The following is a 19,198-nucleotide window of genomic DNA, read 5'->3' on the forward strand; positions in this document are numbered from 1 at the left end:
AATGGAGTGATTATGAAACTCTTCAAGATCGCCTTTGCCGGTGCACTGCTGCTTGCGGCCGCGACCGGAACCGCCTTTGCGCAGGCAAAGGAATATCTTACGATCCAGTTGAAGGACGGCCCGGTCGTCATCGAACTGCGGCCCGACATTGCCCCGAAGCATGTCGAGCGCATCAAGGCGCTGGCGTCGGCCGGCGAATATGACAACGTTGCCTTCCACCGCGTGATCGAGGGTTTCATGGCCCAGACCGGCGACGTTCAGTACGGCGACATGGAACACGGCTACAAGCCCGAGGCTGCCGGCATGGGCGGCTCCTCGCTGCCGGACCTTCCGGCCGAATTTTCCGATGTGCCGTTCGAGCGCGGCACGGTTGGAATGGCCCGCGCGCAGGATCCGAACTCCGCCAATTCGCAGTTCTTCATCATGTTCGCGCCCGCCCCGTCCCTGAACGGCGAGTACACGGTCGTCGGCCAGGTGGTCGAGGGCATGGAGAACGTCGACAAGATCAAGCGCGGCGACGAGGCAGCCAACGGCGCCGTCACCGATCCCGACCGGATGATCAAGGTCACCGTCGGCAAGTAAGCCTCAGAACAAGGAGAAAGACCATGGCCGAGATCAAGGATCCGGAAAACACCATCATCATGGAGACCTCGAAGGGCAGGGTGGTGATCCAGCTTCTTCCGGACGTGGCCCCCGGCCATGTCGCGCGCATCAAGGAACTGACCCGCGAGGGCGCCTATGACGGCGTCGTCTTCCATCGCGTGATCGAGGACTTCATGGCCCAGACCGGCGACGTGCAGTACGGCAAGACCGGTGGCAAGGACTTCAACCCGGCCCGCGCCGGCATGGGCGGCTCCGACAAGCCGGATCTGAAGGCCGAGTTCTCGAACATGAGCCACGTCCGCGGCACCTGCTCGATGGCCCGCAGCCAGATGCCGAACTCGGCGAACTCGCAGTTCTTCATCTGCTTCACGGATGCGCCCTGGCTGAACAAGCAGTACTCCGTCTGGGGCCAGGTGATCGAAGGCATGGACAACATCGACAAGATCAAGCGCGGCGAACCCGTGCGCGATCCCGACACCATCATCTCGATGAAGGTCGCCGCCGACGCCTGATCCACTGCGATCGGACGAGCCCGCTCCGGCGCCTGCGGCGTTGGGGCGGGTTTCCCTTTTTTGCCGAATGGGGTATCGGCATTTGAACCTGAGCCAATGATCACCCATGCGCATAGATCTGTTCGATTTCGAGCTCCCGGAAGAGCGCATCGCCCTACGCCCGGCCACCCCGCGCGAAGAGGCGCGCCTCCTTGTCGTCCGTCCCGGGCAGCCGGACCGCTTTGCCGATCGTAAGGTCGGCGATCTGCCCGACTTTCTCGAGCCTGGCGATGCGCTGGTGTTCAACGACACGCGCGTCATCCCCGCCCAACTCGAAGGCATTCGCCACAGGGAAGGCGCGGGCGGCCAGCAGGTATCGGCGACCTTGCATATGCGCGTCGCCGCCGACCGTTGGAAGGCATTCGCCAGGCCCGGCAAGCGCATCAAGGTCGGCGACCGCATTTCCTTCGGCCACAGCGGCAGGGTCTGCCTGCTCGGCACGCTCGACGCCACCGTCGAGGAGAAGGGCGAGAACGGCGAGGTGACGCTGCGCTTCGATTTCTTCGGCCCGACGCTGGACGAGGCGATCGCGACCGTCGGCCACATTCCGCTGCCGCCCTATATCGCCTCCAAGCGCGAGGACGACGAGGCTGACCGGCGCGACTACCAGACCATCTATGCTCGCGAGGAGGGCGCCGTCGCAGCGCCCACCGCTGGCCTGCACTTCACCGAGGCGCTGTTCGAGCGGTTGGACCGCAAGGGCGTCGAACGCCACTTCGTCACGCTGCATGTCGGCGCCGGGACCTTCCTGCCGGTCAAGGCGGACGACACCGACGACCATGTCATGCACGAGGAGCTCGGCTACGTCTCGAAGCAGACGGCCGAGGCGCTGAACGCCGTGCGGGCGAGGGGCGGGCGGATCGTCTGCGTCGGCACGACCTCGCTGCGGCTGCTCGAAAGCGCCGCGCGCGAGGACGGCACGATCGAGCCGTGGTCCGGCGCCACCGGCATCTTCATCACGCCCGGCTATCGCTTCCGCACCGCTGACGTCCTGATGACCAACTTTCACCTGCCGAAGTCGACGCTGTTCATGCTTGTCTCGGCCTTCTCCGGCCTCGACACGATGCGGGCGGCCTACGCGCACGCAATCGACACCGGCTATCGCTTCTACTCCTATGGCGATGCCAGCCTGCTTTTCCGGAATGACCAATGACCGAACGCTTTGAATTCAAGTTGCTTGCGACCGACGGCAAGGCGCGGCGCGGCGAGGTGACCATGCCGCGCGGCACGATCCGCACCCCGGCCTTCATGCCGGTCGGCACCGTCGGCACGGTCAAGGCCATGTATCTCGGCCAGGTGCGCGAGCTTGGCGCCGATATCATCCTCGGCAACACCTACCACCTGATGCTGCGTCCCGGCGCCGAGCGTGTCGCGCGGCTGGGCGGCCTGCATGAGTTCATCCGCTGGCCCTATCCGATCCTCACCGATTCCGGCGGCTTCCAGGTGATGTCGCTGGAAGGGCTGCGCAAGCTCGACGAGCAGGGGGTGACGTTCAAGAGCCATGTCGACGGCTCGCTGCACCATATGTCGCCCGAGCGTTCGATCGAGATCCAGGGGCTGCTCGACAGCGACATCCAGATGCAGCTCGACGAATGCGTGCGGCTGCCGGCAGAACCCAAGGAGATCGAGCGGGCGATGGAGATGTCCTATCGCTGGGCCGAGCGTTGCAAGGTCGCCTTCGGCGACCAGCCCGGCAAGGCGATGTTCGGCATCGTCCAGGGCGGCGATATTCCGGAACTGCGCGTGCGCTCGGCCCAGGCGCTCGCAGGGCTGGATCTCAAGGGCTACGCGATCGGCGGGCTGGCAGTCGGCGAGCCGCAGGGGGTCATGCTCGACATGATCGACACGACGTGCCCGCATCTGCCGACTGAGAAGCCGCGCTACCTGATGGGCGTCGGCACGCCCGACGATATCCTGAAGTCGGTCGCGCACGGCATCGACATGTTCGACTGCGTCATGCCGACCCGCTCCGGTCGCCACGGGCTCGCCTTCACCCGCCACGGCCGCATCAACATCCGCAACGCCCGCCATGCGGAAGACACAAGGCCGCTCGACGAGCAGTCCGCGTGTCCGGCGAGCCGCGACTATTCCCGCGCCTACCTGCATCACCTGGTGCGCGCCAACGAGTCGCTCGGCGGCATGCTGCTGACCTGGAACAACCTGGCCTATTACCAGGAACTGATGGCCGGCATCCGGGCGGCAATCGAGCAGGGCCGCTATGCCGACTTCATGGCGGAGACCCAGGAGGCCTGGGCGCGCGGCGAGGCCGAGGCGAAGCGGGCCGCCGCCTGACCGGCCGCCTCGGATTCAGCGGGCGAGGTCGCGCCGAGGTGCGAACCGGTGCACAGATGGGTGAAACCGGGTGCACCCCATCTGCCTCTATCCGAATGAGCCAACGCGCACGGCGCGCGCGGCACTAGATGTCGGAACCTGCGGCCGCCGGCTGCATGTGGACCCCGTTGATCTTGTAGCTGCCGTCCGGCTGGTGGACGATCTGGTAGATCGCCGTCCAGTCCTTGCCGTCGCTGCCGGTGATCAGCACCTCCTGGAGGATCGTTCCGCCGGAGACCTTGCTGCGGCCGAAGGCATAATTGCCCGGCCGGTAGACCGGCGGATAGCCGCGCCTGACCATGTCGATGAAGGCGGCCTGGTCGGGAAACTTCTCCTGGATGCTCGGCGAGGCGAGGGCGTAGGCAGCCGCGGCGTCGTCGCGCAGGAAGGCGTCGATCTGGCGCTCGATCACGTTCTGCGCCGAGACCAGCGGGTCCTCTGCCCTCAGGGGAAGCGCCGCAGCCAGAATCGCCGCGGTAACGGCAAGCACCGAGAGTTTGGCCTTCATCACACGCCCTCCGACCAACATCGGATGAGTTAGGACTGCTGCGTTCGCAAGGAAGGGCGTTTGCATTCGGGTCAGGTCGAGCTCTGCGGTCGCGACAGCCGAGATAAATGCGTCAAATCGACGGCCTGTTCAAAAAACTTCATCTTCGAGAGGAATTCTCAAATGATCGTGAACCGCCTCACCGGCTGTGCAGCCTCGGCCAGGCGAGCGGCGCTTTTACACCATGGCATGAGAACCAAGGGCGGTGACGATCGCGTCCGCCTCCTTGCCGTACATCTCTTCGAAATGATCGAACTCTTTGGAGAAATAGCCGATCCCCTGCGTCACCGACCGCAGCGAGCGCGCCAGTTCGTCGAGCGCGCTGCCCGGTACAAGCGCCCGGAACGTGTCCCATCCCTTGGCCGCCTCGTCACGGTCGAAGCCAAGCACCTGTCCCTTCAGCGCCGAGACGATCTGAACGAGACCGCCGGTATGGATCGAGGGAATATGGATCTCGACCCTGACGATCGGCTGCATGAGGACCGGCGAGGCCTGCGACAGCGCCTGCCGGACGCCCATCCTGGCGGCGGCGCGAAAGGCGTGGTCGGAGCTGTCGACGGAGTGATGCTGCCCGTCGGTGAGCGTCACCCCGACATCGACGACGCCGAATCCGAGCGGCCCCTTTTCCATCGCCTCCCGCGCGCCTGCCTCCACCGCCGGTATGAAGTTGCGCGGTACCGCGCCGCCCTTGACGACTTCGTTGAACGAGAAGCCGCTGCCGCGGCCATTCGGATGGATGCTCAGCTTGACGTCCGCGAACTGACCGGCGCCGCCGGTCTGCTTGCGGTGGCGGTAGTGCACGTCCGAGGCTTTTGACGCGGTCTCCCGATAGACGGGATTTGGCGCCTGATCGGTGACCGCGATGCGGAACACCTCCGCCAGCGTCCTGATGACCTCGCGCAGGTGCAGCGGCCCCTGGACGCTGACCAGATAGGCGCCGGATCCCTCCTCCTGTGCCACAGACAGCCCGCGATCGGTCTCGGCAATCTTCGCCAAAGCGCTGGAAAGCTTGGTTTCGTCGCGCTCGCTTGACGGCACGAGGATGCGGTCCAGCATGGGCGAGGGCGGTGCGGTCCAGTCCGGCGGAGGCAGAGCGGCACCCGCCTTGATCAGGGCCGGGGCGGGGAGGCGATCGGATTTCACGGTGGCGAAGACCTCGCCGGCGCCCGGCACAACATTAGGCAGCGGGCGGCCGGTGATCGGGTCCTGAAGGCTGCCGAGGCCGGTCTCGCCGAGTGCGGCTGCCTGCTTCACGCCATCGAGCGCGCGCGCCAGCACCGTCTTGCCGATGTTCGGCCTGTGAAAGGCGTGGAACGTCACGGCCGCGAGCGGCTCGGGCTCGGTGTCAACCGCCAGGCGGTCACGCAGCGCCTCGACGGGGGGCGCCTCGTGCCGCAGCGCCTTCATCAACCGCAGGATGCCGTTGCTGTGGCTGGCGGCGCCGATGAACACCGGCGTCATGCGGTTCTGCTTCATCGTTCTGGTCGCGATCGCATAGATGGCGGCGCTGTCAGGCTCCCGGTCTTCGATCAGTTCTTCGAGCAGCCAGTCGTCGAACTCGGAAAGGCTCTCCAGAAGCTCGGTGCGGGCCTCGTGCTCGCGTACCGCCATGTCCTCGGGGATGGCAATCAGCGACGAGGTCTGGCCATCCCGATAACGCCAGGCGCGCTCCGAGATCAGATCGACGCTGCCGATCACCTTCTCGCCGTCGCGGATCGGTATCTGCCGCAACACAAGCGTGTGGCGCGCGTAGTCCTGCAACGCGGCGATGACGTCGCGAATGCGGCCGCGCGGCTCGTCGATACGGTTGATGAAGACGACGCAGGGCGTTCCGGACGCCTCGATCACCCGCAGATAGGGCGCGGCAAGCACGGCTTCCTCCGGCACCGGAGAAACGCACAGTATGCACGCGTCACTCGCCAGCAGCGCATCTTGCGCGTGGATGATCGACTCGATCGACCCCGGCGCATCCAAGGCAGACCAGGTCTCTCCACCGAACTCGAACTGGCAAATATTCAGTCCATAGGGCGAGGCGGCCTTTCGTGCCGATCCCTCGAGCGCCCCGAGCCGATCGACGAGCGTGGTCTTTCCCGTCTGCGAAGGCCCAATTACGGCAAAGCAACGCATCGGCATTCCTCCCATGGCCAGGATCGCAAGTCTCCTCGCAAGGAAGGATGACGCGAAGCCGGGCGAAGCGCCAGAGAGATTTTATCGGCTACGCCGTGAAGGGCCGGCGAAACCGACGGACAATAGCCCGAATTCGGGAGCAACCAAATGATGCTTCCATTTCTGCGATCAGTTCGGCTGAACCTCCAGCACAAACGGTCACGGCTCAAATCGCGGCATGCAAACCGGCTGGGTACCTTGGCAAGCGTGGCCCGACACCATTTCTCAGGATGCCGGATTTCAATGACTGGTGCATTCAAGGCACGCTCTCAGCGCGCTAGCTCGATCTATGTTTCGGATCGCATCGCCGGGGCAGACAGGGTCTGCCGGGGCAGACAGGGTCATGCGAACAGCATGCTGATTGCGAACCCCGGGGAGCGGGATTTCCTTACCCACCCACCGCCAAATCAATGTCACATAAGATAGATTATGGAACAGTCTTGCTGATCTTTACACCCGTCTGGCGCCGGCTTCGCCTTGACGTTTGCGGCCATGCCTGCTTTAGCCTGCCATCCATTATTCTCATGCGAGGCCCGGCCGATGAGCGAACTCCGCACACTTTCAGATGCCTTCATCCCAAAACTGCCGGGCCGCTACAAGGGCAAGGTCCGTGAGAATTACGACCTGCCGGACGGCCGCCGCATCATCATCGCCACCGACCGGCTCAGCGCCTTCGACGTGATCCTGACCTCGATCCCGTTCAAGGGCCAGGTGCTGACGCAGACGGCGCGCTACTGGTTCGAGGAAACGGCCGACATCTGTCCGAACCATGTGCTGGCCTATCCGGATCCGAACGTCGTCATCGGCACCCGGCTCGACATCCTGCCGGTCGAGGTCGTCGTGCGCGGCTATCTCGCCGGCACCACCAGCACCTCGGTCCTGACCAAGTACCGCAACGGCGAGCGCGACATGTACGGCATCCGCCTGCCGGACGGCCTGCGCGACAACGCGAAGCTGCCGCAACCGATCATCACCCCGACCAGCAAGGCCTTCGACGGCGGCCACGACGAGCCGCTGTCCGGCGACGAGATCCTGGCCCAGGGCCTGCTGACCGCGGAGCAATGGCAGACCGTTTCCGCCTATGCACTGGCGCTCTTCGCCCGCGGCCAGGCCCGCGCCGCCGAGCGCGGCCTGATCCTTGTCGATACCAAGTACGAGTTCGGCACGGACAAAGACGGCCGCATCGTGCTTGCAGACGAGATCCACACACCCGACAGCAGCCGTTACTGGATCGCCGAGGGCTACGAGCAGGCCTTTGCCGCCGGCACGCGCCCCCCGAGCTTCGACAAGGATTTCGTGCGCGCCTGGGTCACGGAGCGCTGCAATCCGTACACGGATCCGATTCCGGAAATCCCGGCTGAGCTGATCGAACAGACGTCGGCGGTTTACATCCAGGCCTATGAGATGATCACCGGACAGACCTTCATACCGGACCTTTCCGGCGCGACTGTACTGGAGCGAATCCGTGCCAATCTGCAGCCGTTTTTCGGCGTCAAGTGAATCCGCATCAAAATCAATGCGTTGCAAACGTGTTCTGATATGAAAACTTCAGAACGCCGGGGGCGCGAACTTGATCGGTATCAGGCGTCGCCCGTGCCTTCGATGGCATTCATCTCGGCCGTGACGTCGAACTCGATCGCCATCTGGTCATAACCCGGCTCCACATGGTCGGGCGTCTCGGCCATGACGGTGTCGTAGTCGAGCGGGATGTGCATGTGGGTCAGGACGGCGCGCCGCGGCTGCAGGCGGCCGATCCAGTTGAGCGCCTGTTCCAGCGAGAAGTGGCTGACATGTGGACGATACTGCAGAGCGTCGATGATCAGCAGATCGAGCCCGATGAGCCGTGCCGCCGTTTCTTCCGGGAACGCGCTTACATCGGTGCAATAGGCCACGTCACCAGCCCGGAAGCCGAGCGAGTGGATCGAGCCGTGGACCTGCAGCAATGGCTGGAGGCGTATAGCCCCCCCTGCTCCGAGGATTTCGACCGGCCGGTCGATCGGCTCGATCAACTGTGCGGCGACGATCGGCGGATAGTAACTGCCCGGCGGCGTCTCCAGGCAGTACGGAAACCCCTCACGGATACGTGCCATCGTCGTGGCATCGGCCCAGATCGGGATGCGGTCCCCGCGGTGCTGGACGAAACCACGAATGTCGTCGATGCCGTGAATGTGGTCGGCATGCGCATGGGTATAGAGCACCGCGTCGATGTTCTGCACCTTGGCGGCGATCATCTGCTCGCGGAAGTCCGGGCCGGTGTCGATGACGACCGTCGTCGTGCCGGACGGGCCGATCTGCTCGACCAGCAGGGCCGCCCGCGTGCGGCGGTTCTTCGGATTGCCGGGATCGCAGGCGCCCCATTCGCCGTTGATGCGCGGTACGCCCGGCGACGAGCCGCAGCCGAGGACCGTGAAGCGCCGCGTGTAGGTCACGAGACCCTCGGCATCTTCGAGAAGATCCGCAACGCGTTGTCGGTCGTGATCCTCGCCATCTCGTCGGCCTCAATGCCCAACGTCTCGGCCAGGACCGCCGCCGTGTGCGCCACATAGGCCGGTTCGTTGCGCTTGCCGCGGTAGGGCTTCGGCGCGAGATAGGGCGCATCCGTCTCGACCAGCATGCGGTCGGTGGGCACGGTCCTTGCGATCTGCCGCAGCTCCTCCGACTTCGGGAAGGTCAGGATGCCGGAAAAGGAAACATAGCCGCCGAGCTCGACGCCGATGCGGGCGAGGTCCGCGCCGGAAGAGAAGCAGTGCAGCAGGAAGGGGAAGGCCCCCTTCCCGGTCTCCTCGGTCAGGATCGCCGCCATGTCGTCGTCGGCCGAGCGGCTGTGGATGACGAGCGGCAGCCCGGTCTGCCGGGCCGCGGCGATGTGGGTGCGCAGCCCCTGCGCCTGCGCCTCGCGCGGCGCATTGTCGTAGAAGTAGTCGAGCCCCGCCTCGCCGATCGCGACGACCTTTGGATGGGCGGAAAGCTGGACGAGTTCGTCCACCGTCACGTCCAGCTCCTCGTCCGCATTGTGCGGATGGGTACCCACCGAGCAGAACACGGTCGGATATTTCTCGGCGATCGCGAGGATCGTCGGGAATTTCCTCACCCTTGTCGAGATCGTGACCATCTGTCCGACGCCGGCGGCATGCGCCCGGGCGACGATGTCGTCGCGCTCCGGGTCGAAATCGGCGAAGTCCAGATGGCAGTGGGTGTCGATCAGCATCGCGGGTTCTCTCAGGCTTCCGGAGCGACGTAGCGCGGAAACACCGGCGCCGGCGCCTCCAGCGGCGTGCCGCTGACGAGCCGCCCCGCCTCCCCAAGGGCTGCGAAGTCGCGCTTGTCAGCCGGAGCGGCGACGAGATCGAGCAGCTTGGCGCCCGACGCGGGCATGAACGGCTGCAGCAGGATCGCGATCTGGCGCACCACCTCCGCCGTGACGTACAGCACCGTGCCCATCCGCTCCGGGTCCGTCTTCTTCAGCGCCCACGGCGCCTCGCCGGCGAAATAGCGGTCGGCCTCGGACACGACCGCGATGATCGCCGTCAGCGCCCGGTGGATCATCAGCTTGCCCATCTCCTCGCGCGTGATCGCATGCAGGGCATCGACCGATGCAAGCATGGCCCGATCGGCGTCGGTCAGCGGGCTGCAGGTCGGGATCCTTCCGTCGCAATTCTTGACGATCATCGACAGCGAACGGCTGGCAAGATTGCCGATACCGTTGGCGAGATCGGAATTGATGCGCGTGGCGATCGCCTCCTCGCTGTAGCTGCCGTCCTGGCCGAACGAAACCTCGCGCAGCAGGAAGTAACGGACCTGATCAAGGCCGAAGTGCTCGACCAGGTTGGCCGGATCGACCACGTTGCCGATCGACTTCGACATCTTCTCGCCCTTGTTGAGCAGGAAGCCATGCGCGAAGACGCGCTTGGGCAGCGGCAGGCCCGCCGACATCAGGAAAGCCGGCCAGTAGACGGCGTGGAAGCGGATGATGTCCTTGCCGATCATGTGGAGGTCGGCCGGCCAGTATTTCGCGCGCGGGCCGTTCGGATCGGTCAGGTTTCCGGTCGCGGTAATATAGTTGGTCAGCGCGTCGACCCAGACGTACATGACATGGGCCGGATCGTCCGGCACCTTGATGCCCCAGTCGAAGGTCGTGCGCGACACCGAAAGGTCCTTCAGCCCGGACTTGACGAAGGAAACCACCTCATTTCGCCGCTCCGCCGGGCCGATGAAGTCAGGCTGCTCCTCGTACAGCTTCAGAAGCCGGTCCTGATAGTTCGACAGCCGGAAGAAGTAGCTTTCTTCCTCGACCCATTCGACGGGCGTGCCTTGCGGCCCATAGCGCACGCCGTCACGCAGCTCCGTCTCGTTCTCCTGGTAGTAGGCCTCGTCGCGTACCGAATACCAGCCGGAATAGCTGTCCTTGTAGATGTCACCGGCATCCGCCATGCGCTTCCAGATGATCCGGGAGGCCTCATGGTGGCGCGGTTCGGTGGTGCGGATGAAATCGTCGTTCGAGGCATTCAGCAGCACCGCCATCTTCTGGAATTCCGCGGTGTTGCGGTCGGCCAGCTCCTGGGCGCTGATTCCCTCATTGCGCGCGGTCTGCTGCATCTTCTGGCCGTGCTCGTCCGTGCCCGTTAGGAAAAACACGTCGCGTCCGTCCAGCCGCTGGAAGCGCGCCACCGCATCGGTCGCGATCAACTCATAGGCGTGCCCGATGTGGGGCTTGCCGTTCGGATAGGCGATTGCCGTCGTGATGTAGAAGGGCGACGTGTCTGTCATGTCGGAGCTGGCCTGTCTTGTCCTGTGTCGGTCGCAGCTATTAACGCATGGCGACCGCAAAGGGAAACAGCAAGTTTGCGCGCCTGCCATGCCCGCGCCGCGTGTTCGCCGCGTGAGGCGGCAGCCCTACCCTGCCGTGTGCGCTGCGATCTCGTCGAGCAACTCGATCACGGTCTGCTTGCGGTCGAGGTTATAGGCGGCGGCAATGCCGATTTTTTCGGTCAATGCCGAGGCAAGCCTCGCCATGCGCTCCGCCCGCACGATGTCGCCGCGCAATGCCGCCGCCTTTGCCTGGGCTGCGACATGCTCGATCGCCTGGCTGCAGAAGAAATCGTAAAGCGTGTCTCCGTCCTTGGCCGCAAGGACGTCGGCGAGCTTGTGCACGTCCTTGCGCGAAGCCCCGGCCCCTTCAACGATCGTGCGAAATGCCTCGAGGATATCGAAGCCGCCGTAGTTGAGCAGCTTCAGCGCCGTCGCGACGCTGCCGCCGGCAGCCGCGAGAACGCGGTCCGCCTGGGCGGGCGGCAGTGCAACGCCGAGACTGTCCAATGCCTGCGTCAGATCTTGCCCGGACAGCGGCGCGAGGCTGAGCGGCAGGCAGCGCGAGCGGATCGTCGGCAGCAGCTTGCCCGGCGCATGGGTCAGCACGAGGAAGAGCGCGTTGCGGGGCGGTTCCTCGAGGATCTTCAGGATGGCGTTGGCGGCGTTGCGGTTGAGGTCATCGGCCGGATCGATGATGACGATCCGCCAGTTGCCGGTCCCGGACGTCTGGGCAAAGAACTTGCCGGCCCGGCGCACCTCGTCGACTGTGATTGCCGCCCGCACCTTGCCGGTCTTCTCGTCGACGGGCCGGCTGAGGTGGAGAAGATTGTGCGAGGCGCCGGAGGCGATCTGCCGGACGAGTGGCGAATCCGGGTCCGGATCGGCCAGCGTCGCCGGCGCCGCCAGCGGATCGGGGTGGGTCAGCACATGATGTGCAAATCGAAAGGCGAGCGTCGCCTTGCCGATCCCTTCCGGCCCCTCGATCAGGATGGCGTGATGCCCCTTCCCGGAGCGATAGGACTGCGCCAGGAAGGCCTGGGCCGCATCATGACCAAAGAGCCTGGTCTGTTCCGCCGGGGCGACTGCACCGTCGAGCACGCCGGTTTGCTCGGTGCTCACGTGGCATCCTCCGGGGAGGACGAGCGGTCCGCTTTGTGCGACGGCAGCAAAGGCTCGACGATGGCGAGCACCTGCCGGGCAATTTCCTCGCGCGGCCGGCTCGCATCGACGACGCGGCAGCGTAGCGGTTCGCGATCCGCTAGGTCGAGAAACGCTTCCCGCCGCTTCTCGTGCGTCTGAAGCTCTTCCTTTTCGAAGCGATCCGGACCACCCTCCTCCGGGCCACCGATGGCGCGCTGTCGCGCCCGCTCCAGCCCCATTGATGCAGGCAGGTCGAGGATCAGCGTGCAATCCGGCATGACGCCGTTGACGGCAATGCGCTGCAGCCGCTCGATGAAGTCCGGCTCGAGGTTGCCGGTGATACCCTGGTAGACCCGCGAGGAATCGAGGAAACGGTCGCACAGCACGATCTTGCCAGCCTTCAGCGCCGGGCGGATCACCTCCTCGACATGGTCGCTGCGCGCTGCAGCGAAGAGCAGTGCTTCCATCCGAGTCCCGTAGCGTTCCGCAGCACCCGACAGAATGACGTGGCGCACCGCCTCGGCGCCGGGCGAGCCTCCGGGCTCGCGCGTCACGAGCACCTCCCGCCCGCGTTCCTGAAGTGCCGTGGCCAGCAACCGGATCTGGGTCGATTTGCCGGCGCCCTCGCCCCCCTCGAACGTTATGAACAAACCGGTCAAGCCAACTCAATCCAACTTCCGAATACCGGCGCGCCGGTACTTCTTCTGCGCTCGCCTCGAGGCGAGTCGGTCAACTAGTAACGCATAAACCGGAAAACCGAAAACGCATTCGCGGCAGCCACCCGGCACGAAAGTCGGCGATCCGCATCCTTTACAACCAGAAGAAAAGCAATTCCTGCAACGCATCCAGCGCCCGGCTGGATAGCGTGCCGACCTCGACTGCCGATGCGGTTTCGAGCGGCACTTCGCGCAGGAACCGGTCGCCGTTCCAAAGGCGCAGCACCCCAACCCTTTGTCCGGGCCCTACCGGCGCCCTCAGCGGCCAGGAATAGATCACTCGGGCGGCAAGCCGGTCCGTGTTGTCGATCGGCAGCAGCACGTCGACCTCTTTCGGCGTCACCAGCGGCACTCGGCCCGAACTGCCGCCGTAGACGCTCGCCTCGGCAACGACGTCGCCGGCCTTGAACAAGGTTTTCGACGTGAACGCCGTCATCCCCCAGTCGATGATGCGGCGGGCCTCGTCGAGCCTTTCCTTCTCGCTCGAAAGCCCGCTCATCGCCAGGTAGAGCCGGCGTCCGCCGCGCTCGACCGAGACGACGAGCCCGTAACCGGCATCTTCCGCAAAGCCCATGACGAGGCCGTCGGCGCCTATGTTCAATCCCACCAGTGGATTGCGGTTGCGCTGCCTGATCCGGTTCCACTCGAATTCCGGCTCGGCATAGTAGCCATAGAGGTCGGGATAGCTCTGGTGCAGATGCCGCGCCAGCACCACCAGATCGTGCATGCTGACCTGATTGCCCGGCGCCGGCAGTCCGGTGGCGTTCTCAAAACGGGATTGGGTAAGCCCGAGCTGGCGGGCCTCATCGTTCATCCGCACAGCGAACGCGCCTTCTGAACCGGACAACCCTTCGGCCAGGATGATGCAGGCGTCGTTGGCGGCTTGCACCGCCACGCCACGGATCAGGTCCTCGACCCGGATCCTCGAGTTCAGGGCGGCGAACATGGTGGCGGTGCGCGACGGCGCGCCGCCGGTGCGCCAGGCATGCTCGGAAACGGGATAGAGCGTCTCAAGTGTCGTCTCGCCGGTCCGCAATGCCTTGAACACGATGGCCAGGGTCATCGCCTTGGCCAGCGAGGCGGCGGTGACCGGCTCGTTCTCATTGCGTGCGAAAAGAACCGTGCCGGTCGCGCCGTCGACGAGATAGGCCTGCCTGGCCTTGGTGTCGAATGTCGCTGATGTTCGCGCCGGCTCTGCAGCGGCAGACAGGGGCAGCAACAGGCAAAGAACGAGGATGGCGATCGAACGGATGGACATGGAGACTCCGGCAGGCCGCCTACAGTCCTACACGCCGGCGGAAACGGCAAGCCATCTTCGGGCGTTCAGCCGCGGACGTCCGTAAGCTTGCTCAGCGAACCGTCACGGTGGAGGATCGCATCGAACGCCCCGACAGCCGAGACCGGTACATCGGCCGTGTAAGCTGCCGCATAGTTCGGATCGATGCCGGGCACCGGAACGAAATCAGGCCGTTCGGTCGGCAACGGACCGATTTCGGGCAGCAGTGCGAACTGCTGCATGGCCGCCGCTGCCGCGCTTGCCGGCCGCGGCGCTGCCAGCGCGGTGATCGGGGCCGCATCGCCCGAGGCGTAGCTTCGCTCGGCAAAGGTCGGGATGGCCACTGGCAGAGCATCTGCGACCGGCGCCGCGGACGCGACCATCACCCCGGTAGCGATCTGTCCACCCGGGTCCACGGCCGGGGCGCGCGAGCCCTTCGGAATGTAGGAGGCCATCAGGTAGGGCATGTCGTGCCCGTCCATGCGGGCCTTTCCGGCATATTGAACGCGGACCTTGGCGGTCCCCTTGCCCTTGACCTCGAGCATTTCCGCCGCCTTGGAGGATAGATCTATGATGCGGCCGTCCGAGTACGGACCGCGATCGTTGACGCGCACCAGGATCGAGGCACCGTTTTCCAGGTTTGTCACGCGGGCGTAGCTCGGCAACGGGAAGGTCGGATGCGCGGCCGATAGGTGGTGGCGATCGTAGATTTCGCCATTGGCAGTGTAGCGACCGTGGAACGCCGACCCGTACCATGAGGCCAGGCCGACCTTGTCGTAGGCCTGATCCTCTTTCGGCTGATACCACTTGCCGCGGACCTGATAGGGCTGGCCGACCTGATAGCGGCCGCCACCCTTGGGCACCGGCTGCCCCTCCTTCACGACCCGCGGGCTGGCCTTCACGCCATACTCCGACTCGGCGAAATACTCCTTGCTGCGGCCGGCCCTGGCCTCATTCTTTCCGGTTGTGCCGCAGGCCGCCAGGCCCGCACACACCATCGGTACGGCAACAAGGCGCATCGCCCGAAGCGCGCCCGCCGATAAATTTCCGCAAGTCATATGTCCCACGCCGCTACATTCCACAGTCAATTTCCACGGAGGCGCTTTGCCACCGCATCCCCGACCCTACCGGCCGCCCGAAAACAGTTTGTTAATCAGGACGGCAAAATGGCGAAAATCGGAGTAGACATGCGCTTCCAGCCCGGTGGCGGCGCGATTTCTGGGGTTATGGTTTATGGATCGTGAATTTGAGGGGGCCGGATGCCCCATCGGCATGACGGCGCCGACGATCGTGTCCGCACGGGCTGCTGGGCACGACCCGTCTTTTGTGGGCGGTCTTATGGGCTTGCGTGGGACCGAGGAAGGACAGCCGAGCCCGTCTCGGGGCTGCCACATGGTGGCGGGCTCGGCCTCAGCTGTTAATGGCCCATCGCCTGGACTGCGTCGGTTAGTGTGGTCGAGGGATTGCTCTTGCAGTGCGCGACGATCTTCTCCGCGTTGGCATGCGCTTTCTCACTGTCCACCATCGGGTTATTGGCCTTGCCGTGAGCATAGCCGCTCATCCACATGGCGACGCCGAGCGTCCGAGCGGCGGGCATTTCGCTGACCTCTTTGCAGGTGATCTTCGACATGTCTATTTCCTTCGCCAGTCCCTGCCCGGCCATGGCGATACCTGCAACGGCTAGTGCGATCGAAAAGAGGCGTTTCATAGTCCGTCTCCTAAAGGGAACGCGCCCCTCATCGGGGGCAAGTGGTTGCATTTATTCGGGATTTTCTCTGGAAAGACTGCAACGCTGAACAACCGGATACCGCTCCAGTTCTAAGTTTCGCAATCTCTAATAATAATAGCACAGCACTATTGCAGACGCTCTGAAAAATTCACGCCACGCGATAGATGTGATGCGTTCTCAATTGGCCGCCCCTCTCGGACCGATCTGCTCGCCCGGAGCCCTCAATAAGCAACTGCTGGGGGGAGGAGCCCTGCAAGGACGTGTCGGTCGCGTAGCCACTGTTGTTTGACAGAGAGAGACGGCAGGGAAGAGCAGATCGGTCCGAGATGGGCGGCCTGGCGATAGCCGCGGACGTGGTTGCTGAGGACGGAATCGACGACGCGTGCGCGCGCTGCGTTCATTGTCATGGCTGGGGTCCTTGTGGTTGGGTAAGAGCTTGGGGAAGCGATGCCAGCAACTCGGCATCAGCGAGGTAGGTCTCCCGCCGTTTCGCCTCCATGCGGATGCTGGCATCGCGGCGGGCATGGTCTGCTTTGAGCAGGCCGCGCACCTGCACGTCCGTGCAGCGGACAGCGCGGCAAATCTGGTTCACGGTACGCCCACGCGACCGCAGGTATCGGGCAGGAAATCCGTTGGCGAGCGGAACACGCACACTGCCGGGGCCGACACCGCTTTCGATTAGCTGCTGGGATGCGACGGGGCCAAGCACCGCCGCCACTTCGCTGGTACCGTTAGCGCGCTTGCGGCCAATGTAGATGTAGCTGCCGCCGAAGCGGATAAAGAAGCGGGCTGCTTTGTCCACGCCGAGCGCCTTGACGTACGGCCAAAGTGCCGCGTCAATGCGCCCTGTAATCTCGTTTCCATTGCGGTCGGTCCATGTGATTTTCATGGATGACAGCATAGGTTTGCGGCTGCGTCGAAACAGTCGCAAACCGTTGTGGGTGTTTGGAGGGGTGCCGGAATTTCAGGATATCCGGTTGCTCTTCGATTGATCCGAAAGAGCTTGGAAGGGCGGTAGGGCCTCGCAGGAACCCTACATAGCGATCCCGCCCGAAGGCGGTCCTACGGCAGCGAGAATATCACCGTGTCGCGCCCTGGCCTCGAATTATGCCCGACCTCGCCAGAAACACAAGGAAGCGATTTCGGGGCGCGGATGCTCCGCCAGTCGCGGCAAGCCCTAAAAACGCGCCTACGAGCTTTAAAAGGGCTTCAAAATCGCTGCGACCCGTCCATAGGGGTCTATGCCCGCGTTCAAGCTGCGGGCCTCTCAACTTTCGTCTGGTAGAACCTCAGCGCAGCAGCCGCCATCCGCTGGTAGGCTGCGCGGAACACATCGCACTCAAGCCGTGTGTCCACCGCCTGCAAGGCGAAGTGGATCGATGTGCGCTGCAGGCCGGCAGCGCATCCGCAATTCCTGCGGCATCTATCCCAACAAGCTCATTCTCGGGCCGTTCGCCTATTCGGCGCTGAAGAACAACGACTTCATCGCCAGCCGCTTCCGCAACGTCGACCTGATCACCGCCGACCTGCTGGCCAAGCTGTTCGAACTGGACGAGGTTGTTGAAGGTCAGGCGATGGTCGCCAACGACAAAGGCGAGTTTGCGAACGTCTGGGGCAACTATGCCGTCCTCGCCTATGCGCCGAAGAACCCCGGTGGCGTCGAGGAGCCGAGCTTCGGCTACACCGATACCATGAAGGCACATCCCTTTGTGGAGCAGCCCTATTGGGAGGAGAACGTCAAGAGCTGGATCTACGGCGTGACCTATGAGCGCGCGCCGGTGCTTGCGGGCATGTCGGCCGGCTATCTGTTCATCAACCCGGCTGCGGAGGAATAGGCATGCAGAGCATCCATCCTTCCGCGCCGGCCGGCACACCAGCAGCAGCGGCCAAACGCTGACCTTCACCGAACGCGACCTGGACGCCATCGCCGCGTCCTACGATCCGCGTACGCACGAAGCGCCTATTGTTGTCGGCCATCCGAAGACGGATGCTCCGGCCTATGGCTGGATCGAAAGGGTTATTGCCAAGTCGGACGGCCTGCACGCGATTCCCCGGCAGGTCAATGCCGAGTTCTCGGAGCTCGTGCAGCAAGGCGCTTACAAGAAGGTCTCTGCCGCCTTCTATCCGGCCAACGCCGCGAACAACCCGAAGCCGGGCGCGCCATATCTGCGGCACGTCGGGTTCCTCGGAGCGGAGCCGCCGGCCGTGAAGGGGCTTAGCGCGGTCCAGTTCTCGGAGGGCGAAGCGCTGCTCTTTGCCGAGGAGGATATGATTGCCCTGCGCGAGCACAGCATCACGGCGCGCGAGCGGCAATATCGCCGCCGTGAAATCGAGGACACGTTTCGGAGAATCCAGAAGGAAGGGCGGTTGCCGATCGGTCTTCTGCCGGAACGCTGGCCTTTGCCGAAAGCCTTGGCAAATCCCAAAGCTTCGAGTTCTCCGAGGGTGACGACGGCGACAGCCTGACATTCAGCCAGGCCGAGTGGTTCCTTGATTTCCTCGCAAAGCTTCCGCAGCCAGTGGACACGCGAGAGCTTGCCGCCGCTGGCGAGTACTCGGAGGAGGGAGAGAGTTTCGCTTCCCCGGAAGGTTACACGGTCGACTATCGTTCTGCCGAGATCGATCGGATCGCTCGCCAGCATATGAACCAGCACGGCGGCACCTATGCGGAAGCCGCCCGCTATGCCGAAACGCGCGTAACGCGCACCTGAACCCGGAGCATCCTATGGGACAGCAGAGCATCCCCACTCTCAGCCTTACCTACCGCGCGTCCGGCGCGGTCTCACAGCGCCGCGCTGTCGGCTTAAACGGCGCGCAGGCGAGCGTCGCCGGTCAGAAGGTGCTCGGCGTCGCGCCGCGCCCTGCGGCCGATGGTGAGCACAGCGATGCCACCGTTGCCGGTACTGCCGTTATTGAAACCGGCGGCGCGTTTGCGATCGGCGCGAGCCTCGTCGTCGATACCCAGGGACGGGCGGTCGCGTCAACCGGCAAGCTGGCGATCGCAGCCGGTGCCACGCCCGTCACGTCGACCGCTGCCAATGGCAACACCGTGTTGACCGGGGGCGAGCTGCCGGAATTTGTCTTTGCCGATGCGCTGGAACCGTCCAGCGCAGCCGGCGCATTTGTTGAAGTTCTCTTGCGGCGCTGAAGGTTCGTCGCAGAGAAGGCAGGCAAGGCCGGGGTTCACCATTGCCTGCCAAGCCCGGAGGCCACGACTTTAGCGGCCTCCGGGCTTTCTTTGAGGACGGTATTGCCGTCTGCCCACCTTCAAGAATGCCGCGGGGTGCGGCGATCTCCCGAACACTCGACTAGGTCGCGAAAGCGATATGG

General features: G+C 64.4%; 20 protein-coding genes. 9 read left to right on the forward strand and 11 right to left on the reverse strand.

All coding sequences use genetic code 11. The features are described 5' to 3' along the window. The first annotated feature begins 12 nt into the window (after positions 1–12). From C7449_RS10675 to tgt, 4 genes are all read left to right on the forward strand, one after another. Positions 13–582, forward strand: a complete 570-nt coding sequence (locus C7449_RS10675) for a peptidylprolyl isomerase (RefSeq protein WP_108002802.1) — start codon at positions 13–15, stop codon at positions 580–582. Between the two features lie 23 nt (positions 583–605). Next, a complete protein-coding gene (locus tag C7449_RS10680) occupies positions 606–1,115 on the forward strand; it encodes a peptidylprolyl isomerase (RefSeq protein ID WP_108002803.1) in 510 nt (169 codons plus the stop codon). 106 nt (positions 1,116–1,221) lie between these two features. Beyond that, a complete protein-coding gene (queA, locus tag C7449_RS10685; protein ID WP_108002804.1) occupies positions 1,222–2,307 on the forward strand; it encodes a tRNA preQ1(34) S-adenosylmethionine ribosyltransferase-isomerase QueA in 1,086 nt (361 codons plus the stop codon). Beyond that, positions 2,304–3,446, forward strand: coding sequence for a tRNA guanosine(34) transglycosylase Tgt (gene tgt, locus C7449_RS10690; RefSeq protein WP_108002805.1), 1,143 nt, complete (start codon positions 2,304–2,306; stop codon positions 3,444–3,446). The genes queA and tgt overlap by 4 nt, the downstream gene beginning before the upstream one ends. A 124-nt stretch (positions 3,447–3,570) precedes the next feature. Here tgt and C7449_RS10695 read toward each other — a convergent pair whose 3' ends face one another. Together C7449_RS10695 and C7449_RS10700 are read right to left on the reverse strand one after the other, a co-directional pair. Further along, the gene (locus tag C7449_RS10695) at positions 3,571–3,993 is read right to left on the reverse strand and encodes a DUF4864 domain-containing protein (protein WP_108002806.1); all 423 of its coding nucleotides are present in this window, start codon (positions 3,991–3,993) and stop codon (positions 3,571–3,573) included. A 216-nt stretch (positions 3,994–4,209) separates the two neighbouring features. Further along, the gene (locus C7449_RS10700; RefSeq protein ID WP_108002807.1) at positions 4,210–6,159 is read right to left on the reverse strand and encodes an elongation factor G; all 1,950 of its coding nucleotides are present in this window, start codon (positions 6,157–6,159) and stop codon (positions 4,210–4,212) included. A gap of 579 nt (positions 6,160–6,738) precedes the next feature. Between C7449_RS10700 and C7449_RS10705 the strand changes: the two genes are divergently transcribed. Beyond that, complete coding sequence (locus C7449_RS10705) at positions 6,739–7,698, forward strand: phosphoribosylaminoimidazolesuccinocarboxamide synthase (RefSeq protein WP_108002808.1); 960 nt, start codon at positions 6,739–6,741, stop codon at positions 7,696–7,698. An 80-nt stretch (positions 7,699–7,778) separates the two neighbouring features. Here C7449_RS10705 and C7449_RS10710 read toward each other — a convergent pair whose 3' ends face one another. The 9 genes from C7449_RS10710 to C7449_RS10750 form a co-directional block, all read right to left on the reverse strand. After that, complete coding sequence (locus tag C7449_RS10710) at positions 7,779–8,627, reverse strand: MBL fold metallo-hydrolase (protein ID WP_108002809.1); 849 nt, start codon at positions 8,625–8,627, stop codon at positions 7,779–7,781. Beyond that, positions 8,624–9,406 (reverse strand): TatD family hydrolase, encoded by a 783-nt coding sequence (locus C7449_RS10715; protein WP_108002810.1) that lies wholly within the window; start codon positions 9,404–9,406, stop codon positions 8,624–8,626. Before C7449_RS10715 ends, C7449_RS10710 begins: the two co-directional genes overlap by 4 nt. Positions 9,407–9,417: 11 nt before the next feature. Next, positions 9,418–10,965, reverse strand: a complete 1,548-nt coding sequence (metG, locus tag C7449_RS10720; RefSeq protein ID WP_108002811.1) for a methionine--tRNA ligase — start codon at positions 10,963–10,965, stop codon at positions 9,418–9,420. Between the two features lie 126 nt (positions 10,966–11,091). Beyond that, positions 11,092–12,126 carry a DNA polymerase III subunit delta' gene (locus C7449_RS10725; protein WP_108002812.1) on the reverse strand — a complete coding sequence of 345 codons (1,035 nt, stop codon included), beginning with the start codon at positions 12,124–12,126 and terminating at the stop codon, positions 11,092–11,094. Then, positions 12,123–12,806 (reverse strand): dTMP kinase, encoded by a 684-nt coding sequence (tmk, locus tag C7449_RS10730; RefSeq protein WP_245414353.1) that lies wholly within the window; start codon positions 12,804–12,806, stop codon positions 12,123–12,125. The genes C7449_RS10725 and tmk overlap by 4 nt, the downstream gene beginning before the upstream one ends. Before the next feature lie 151 nt (positions 12,807–12,957). Continuing rightward, a complete protein-coding gene (locus C7449_RS10735) occupies positions 12,958–14,121 on the reverse strand; it encodes a D-alanyl-D-alanine carboxypeptidase family protein (RefSeq protein ID WP_108002813.1) in 1,164 nt (387 codons plus the stop codon). A gap of 65 nt (positions 14,122–14,186) precedes the next feature. Then, the gene (locus C7449_RS10740; protein ID WP_108002814.1) at positions 14,187–15,197 is read right to left on the reverse strand and encodes a septal ring lytic transglycosylase RlpA family protein; all 1,011 of its coding nucleotides are present in this window, start codon (positions 15,195–15,197) and stop codon (positions 14,187–14,189) included. Between the two features lie 359 nt (positions 15,198–15,556). Further along, positions 15,557–15,847 carry an HdeA/HdeB family chaperone gene (locus C7449_RS10745; RefSeq protein ID WP_108002815.1) on the reverse strand — a complete coding sequence of 97 codons (291 nt, stop codon included), beginning with the start codon at positions 15,845–15,847 and terminating at the stop codon, positions 15,557–15,559. 424 nt (positions 15,848–16,271) lie between these two features. Further along, positions 16,272–16,769 (reverse strand): hypothetical protein, encoded by a 498-nt coding sequence (locus tag C7449_RS10750; RefSeq protein WP_108002816.1) that lies wholly within the window; start codon positions 16,767–16,769, stop codon positions 16,272–16,274. Between the two features lie 478 nt (positions 16,770–17,247). Between C7449_RS10750 and C7449_RS10755 the strand changes: the two genes are divergently transcribed. Genes C7449_RS10755 through C7449_RS10770 form a run of 4 tightly spaced genes read left to right on the forward strand, consistent with a single transcriptional unit; the run spans position 17,248 to position 19,016 of the window. Further along, complete coding sequence (locus C7449_RS10755) at positions 17,248–17,703, forward strand: hypothetical protein (RefSeq protein ID WP_108002817.1); 456 nt, start codon at positions 17,248–17,250, stop codon at positions 17,701–17,703. Then, complete coding sequence (locus C7449_RS10760) at positions 17,633–18,334, forward strand: hypothetical protein (protein WP_108002818.1); 702 nt, start codon at positions 17,633–17,635, stop codon at positions 18,332–18,334. The genes C7449_RS10755 and C7449_RS10760 overlap by 71 nt, the downstream gene beginning before the upstream one ends. A gap of 53 nt (positions 18,335–18,387) precedes the next feature. Further along, positions 18,388–18,579: a hypothetical protein gene (locus tag C7449_RS10765; RefSeq protein ID WP_108002819.1), complete on the forward strand. Its 192-nt coding sequence runs from the start codon at positions 18,388–18,390 to the stop codon at positions 18,577–18,579. A 14-nt stretch (positions 18,580–18,593) separates the two neighbouring features. Then, the gene (locus C7449_RS10770) at positions 18,594–19,016 is read left to right on the forward strand and encodes a capsid cement protein (RefSeq protein WP_108002820.1); all 423 of its coding nucleotides are present in this window, start codon (positions 18,594–18,596) and stop codon (positions 19,014–19,016) included. The last annotated feature ends 182 nt before the right edge of the window (positions 19,017–19,198 follow it).

The sequence above is a fragment of the Mycoplana dimorpha genome (assembly GCF_003046475.1).
Lineage (GTDB): Bacteria > Pseudomonadota > Alphaproteobacteria > Rhizobiales > Rhizobiaceae > Mycoplana > Mycoplana dimorpha.

Excerpts from the sequence above, each read along its gene's own strand:
- C7449_RS10675 (WP_108002802.1), top strand. The coding sequence starts at position 13 with ATGAAACTCTTCAAGATCGCCTTTGCCGGTGCACTGCTGCTTGCGGCC.
- C7449_RS10680 (WP_108002803.1), top strand. The coding sequence starts at position 606 with ATGGCCGAGATCAAGGATCCGGAAAACACCATCATCATGGAGACCTCG.
- queA (WP_108002804.1), top strand. The coding sequence starts at position 1,222 with ATGCGCATAGATCTGTTCGATTTCGAGCTCCCGGAAGAGCGCATCGCC.
- tgt (WP_108002805.1), top strand. The coding sequence starts at position 2,304 with ATGACCGAACGCTTTGAATTCAAGTTGCTTGCGACCGACGGCAAGGCG.
- C7449_RS10695 (WP_108002806.1), bottom strand. The coding sequence starts at position 3,993 with ATGAAGGCCAAACTCTCGGTGCTTGCCGTTACCGCGGCGATTCTGGCT.
- C7449_RS10700 (WP_108002807.1), bottom strand. The coding sequence starts at position 6,159 with ATGCGTTGCTTTGCCGTAATTGGGCCTTCGCAGACGGGAAAGACCACG.
- C7449_RS10705 (WP_108002808.1), top strand. The coding sequence starts at position 6,739 with ATGAGCGAACTCCGCACACTTTCAGATGCCTTCATCCCAAAACTGCCG.
- C7449_RS10715 (WP_108002810.1), bottom strand. The coding sequence starts at position 9,406 with ATGCTGATCGACACCCACTGCCATCTGGACTTCGCCGATTTCGACCCG.
- metG (WP_108002811.1), bottom strand. The coding sequence starts at position 10,965 with ATGACAGACACGTCGCCCTTCTACATCACGACGGCAATCGCCTATCCG.
- C7449_RS10735 (WP_108002813.1), bottom strand. The coding sequence starts at position 14,121 with ATGTCCATCCGTTCGATCGCCATCCTCGTTCTTTGCCTGTTGCTGCCC.
- C7449_RS10740 (WP_108002814.1), bottom strand. The coding sequence starts at position 15,197 with ATGACTTGCGGAAATTTATCGGCGGGCGCGCTTCGGGCGATGCGCCTT.
- C7449_RS10745 (WP_108002815.1), bottom strand. The coding sequence starts at position 15,847 with ATGAAACGCCTCTTTTCGATCGCACTAGCCGTTGCAGGTATCGCCATG.
- C7449_RS10750 (WP_108002816.1), bottom strand. The coding sequence starts at position 16,769 with ATGCTGTCATCCATGAAAATCACATGGACCGACCGCAATGGAAACGAG.
- C7449_RS10755 (WP_108002817.1), top strand. The coding sequence starts at position 17,248 with ATGTGCGCTGCAGGCCGGCAGCGCATCCGCAATTCCTGCGGCATCTAT.
- C7449_RS10760 (WP_108002818.1), top strand. The coding sequence starts at position 17,633 with ATGAGCGCGCGCCGGTGCTTGCGGGCATGTCGGCCGGCTATCTGTTCA.
- C7449_RS10770 (WP_108002820.1), top strand. The coding sequence starts at position 18,594 with ATGGGACAGCAGAGCATCCCCACTCTCAGCCTTACCTACCGCGCGTCC.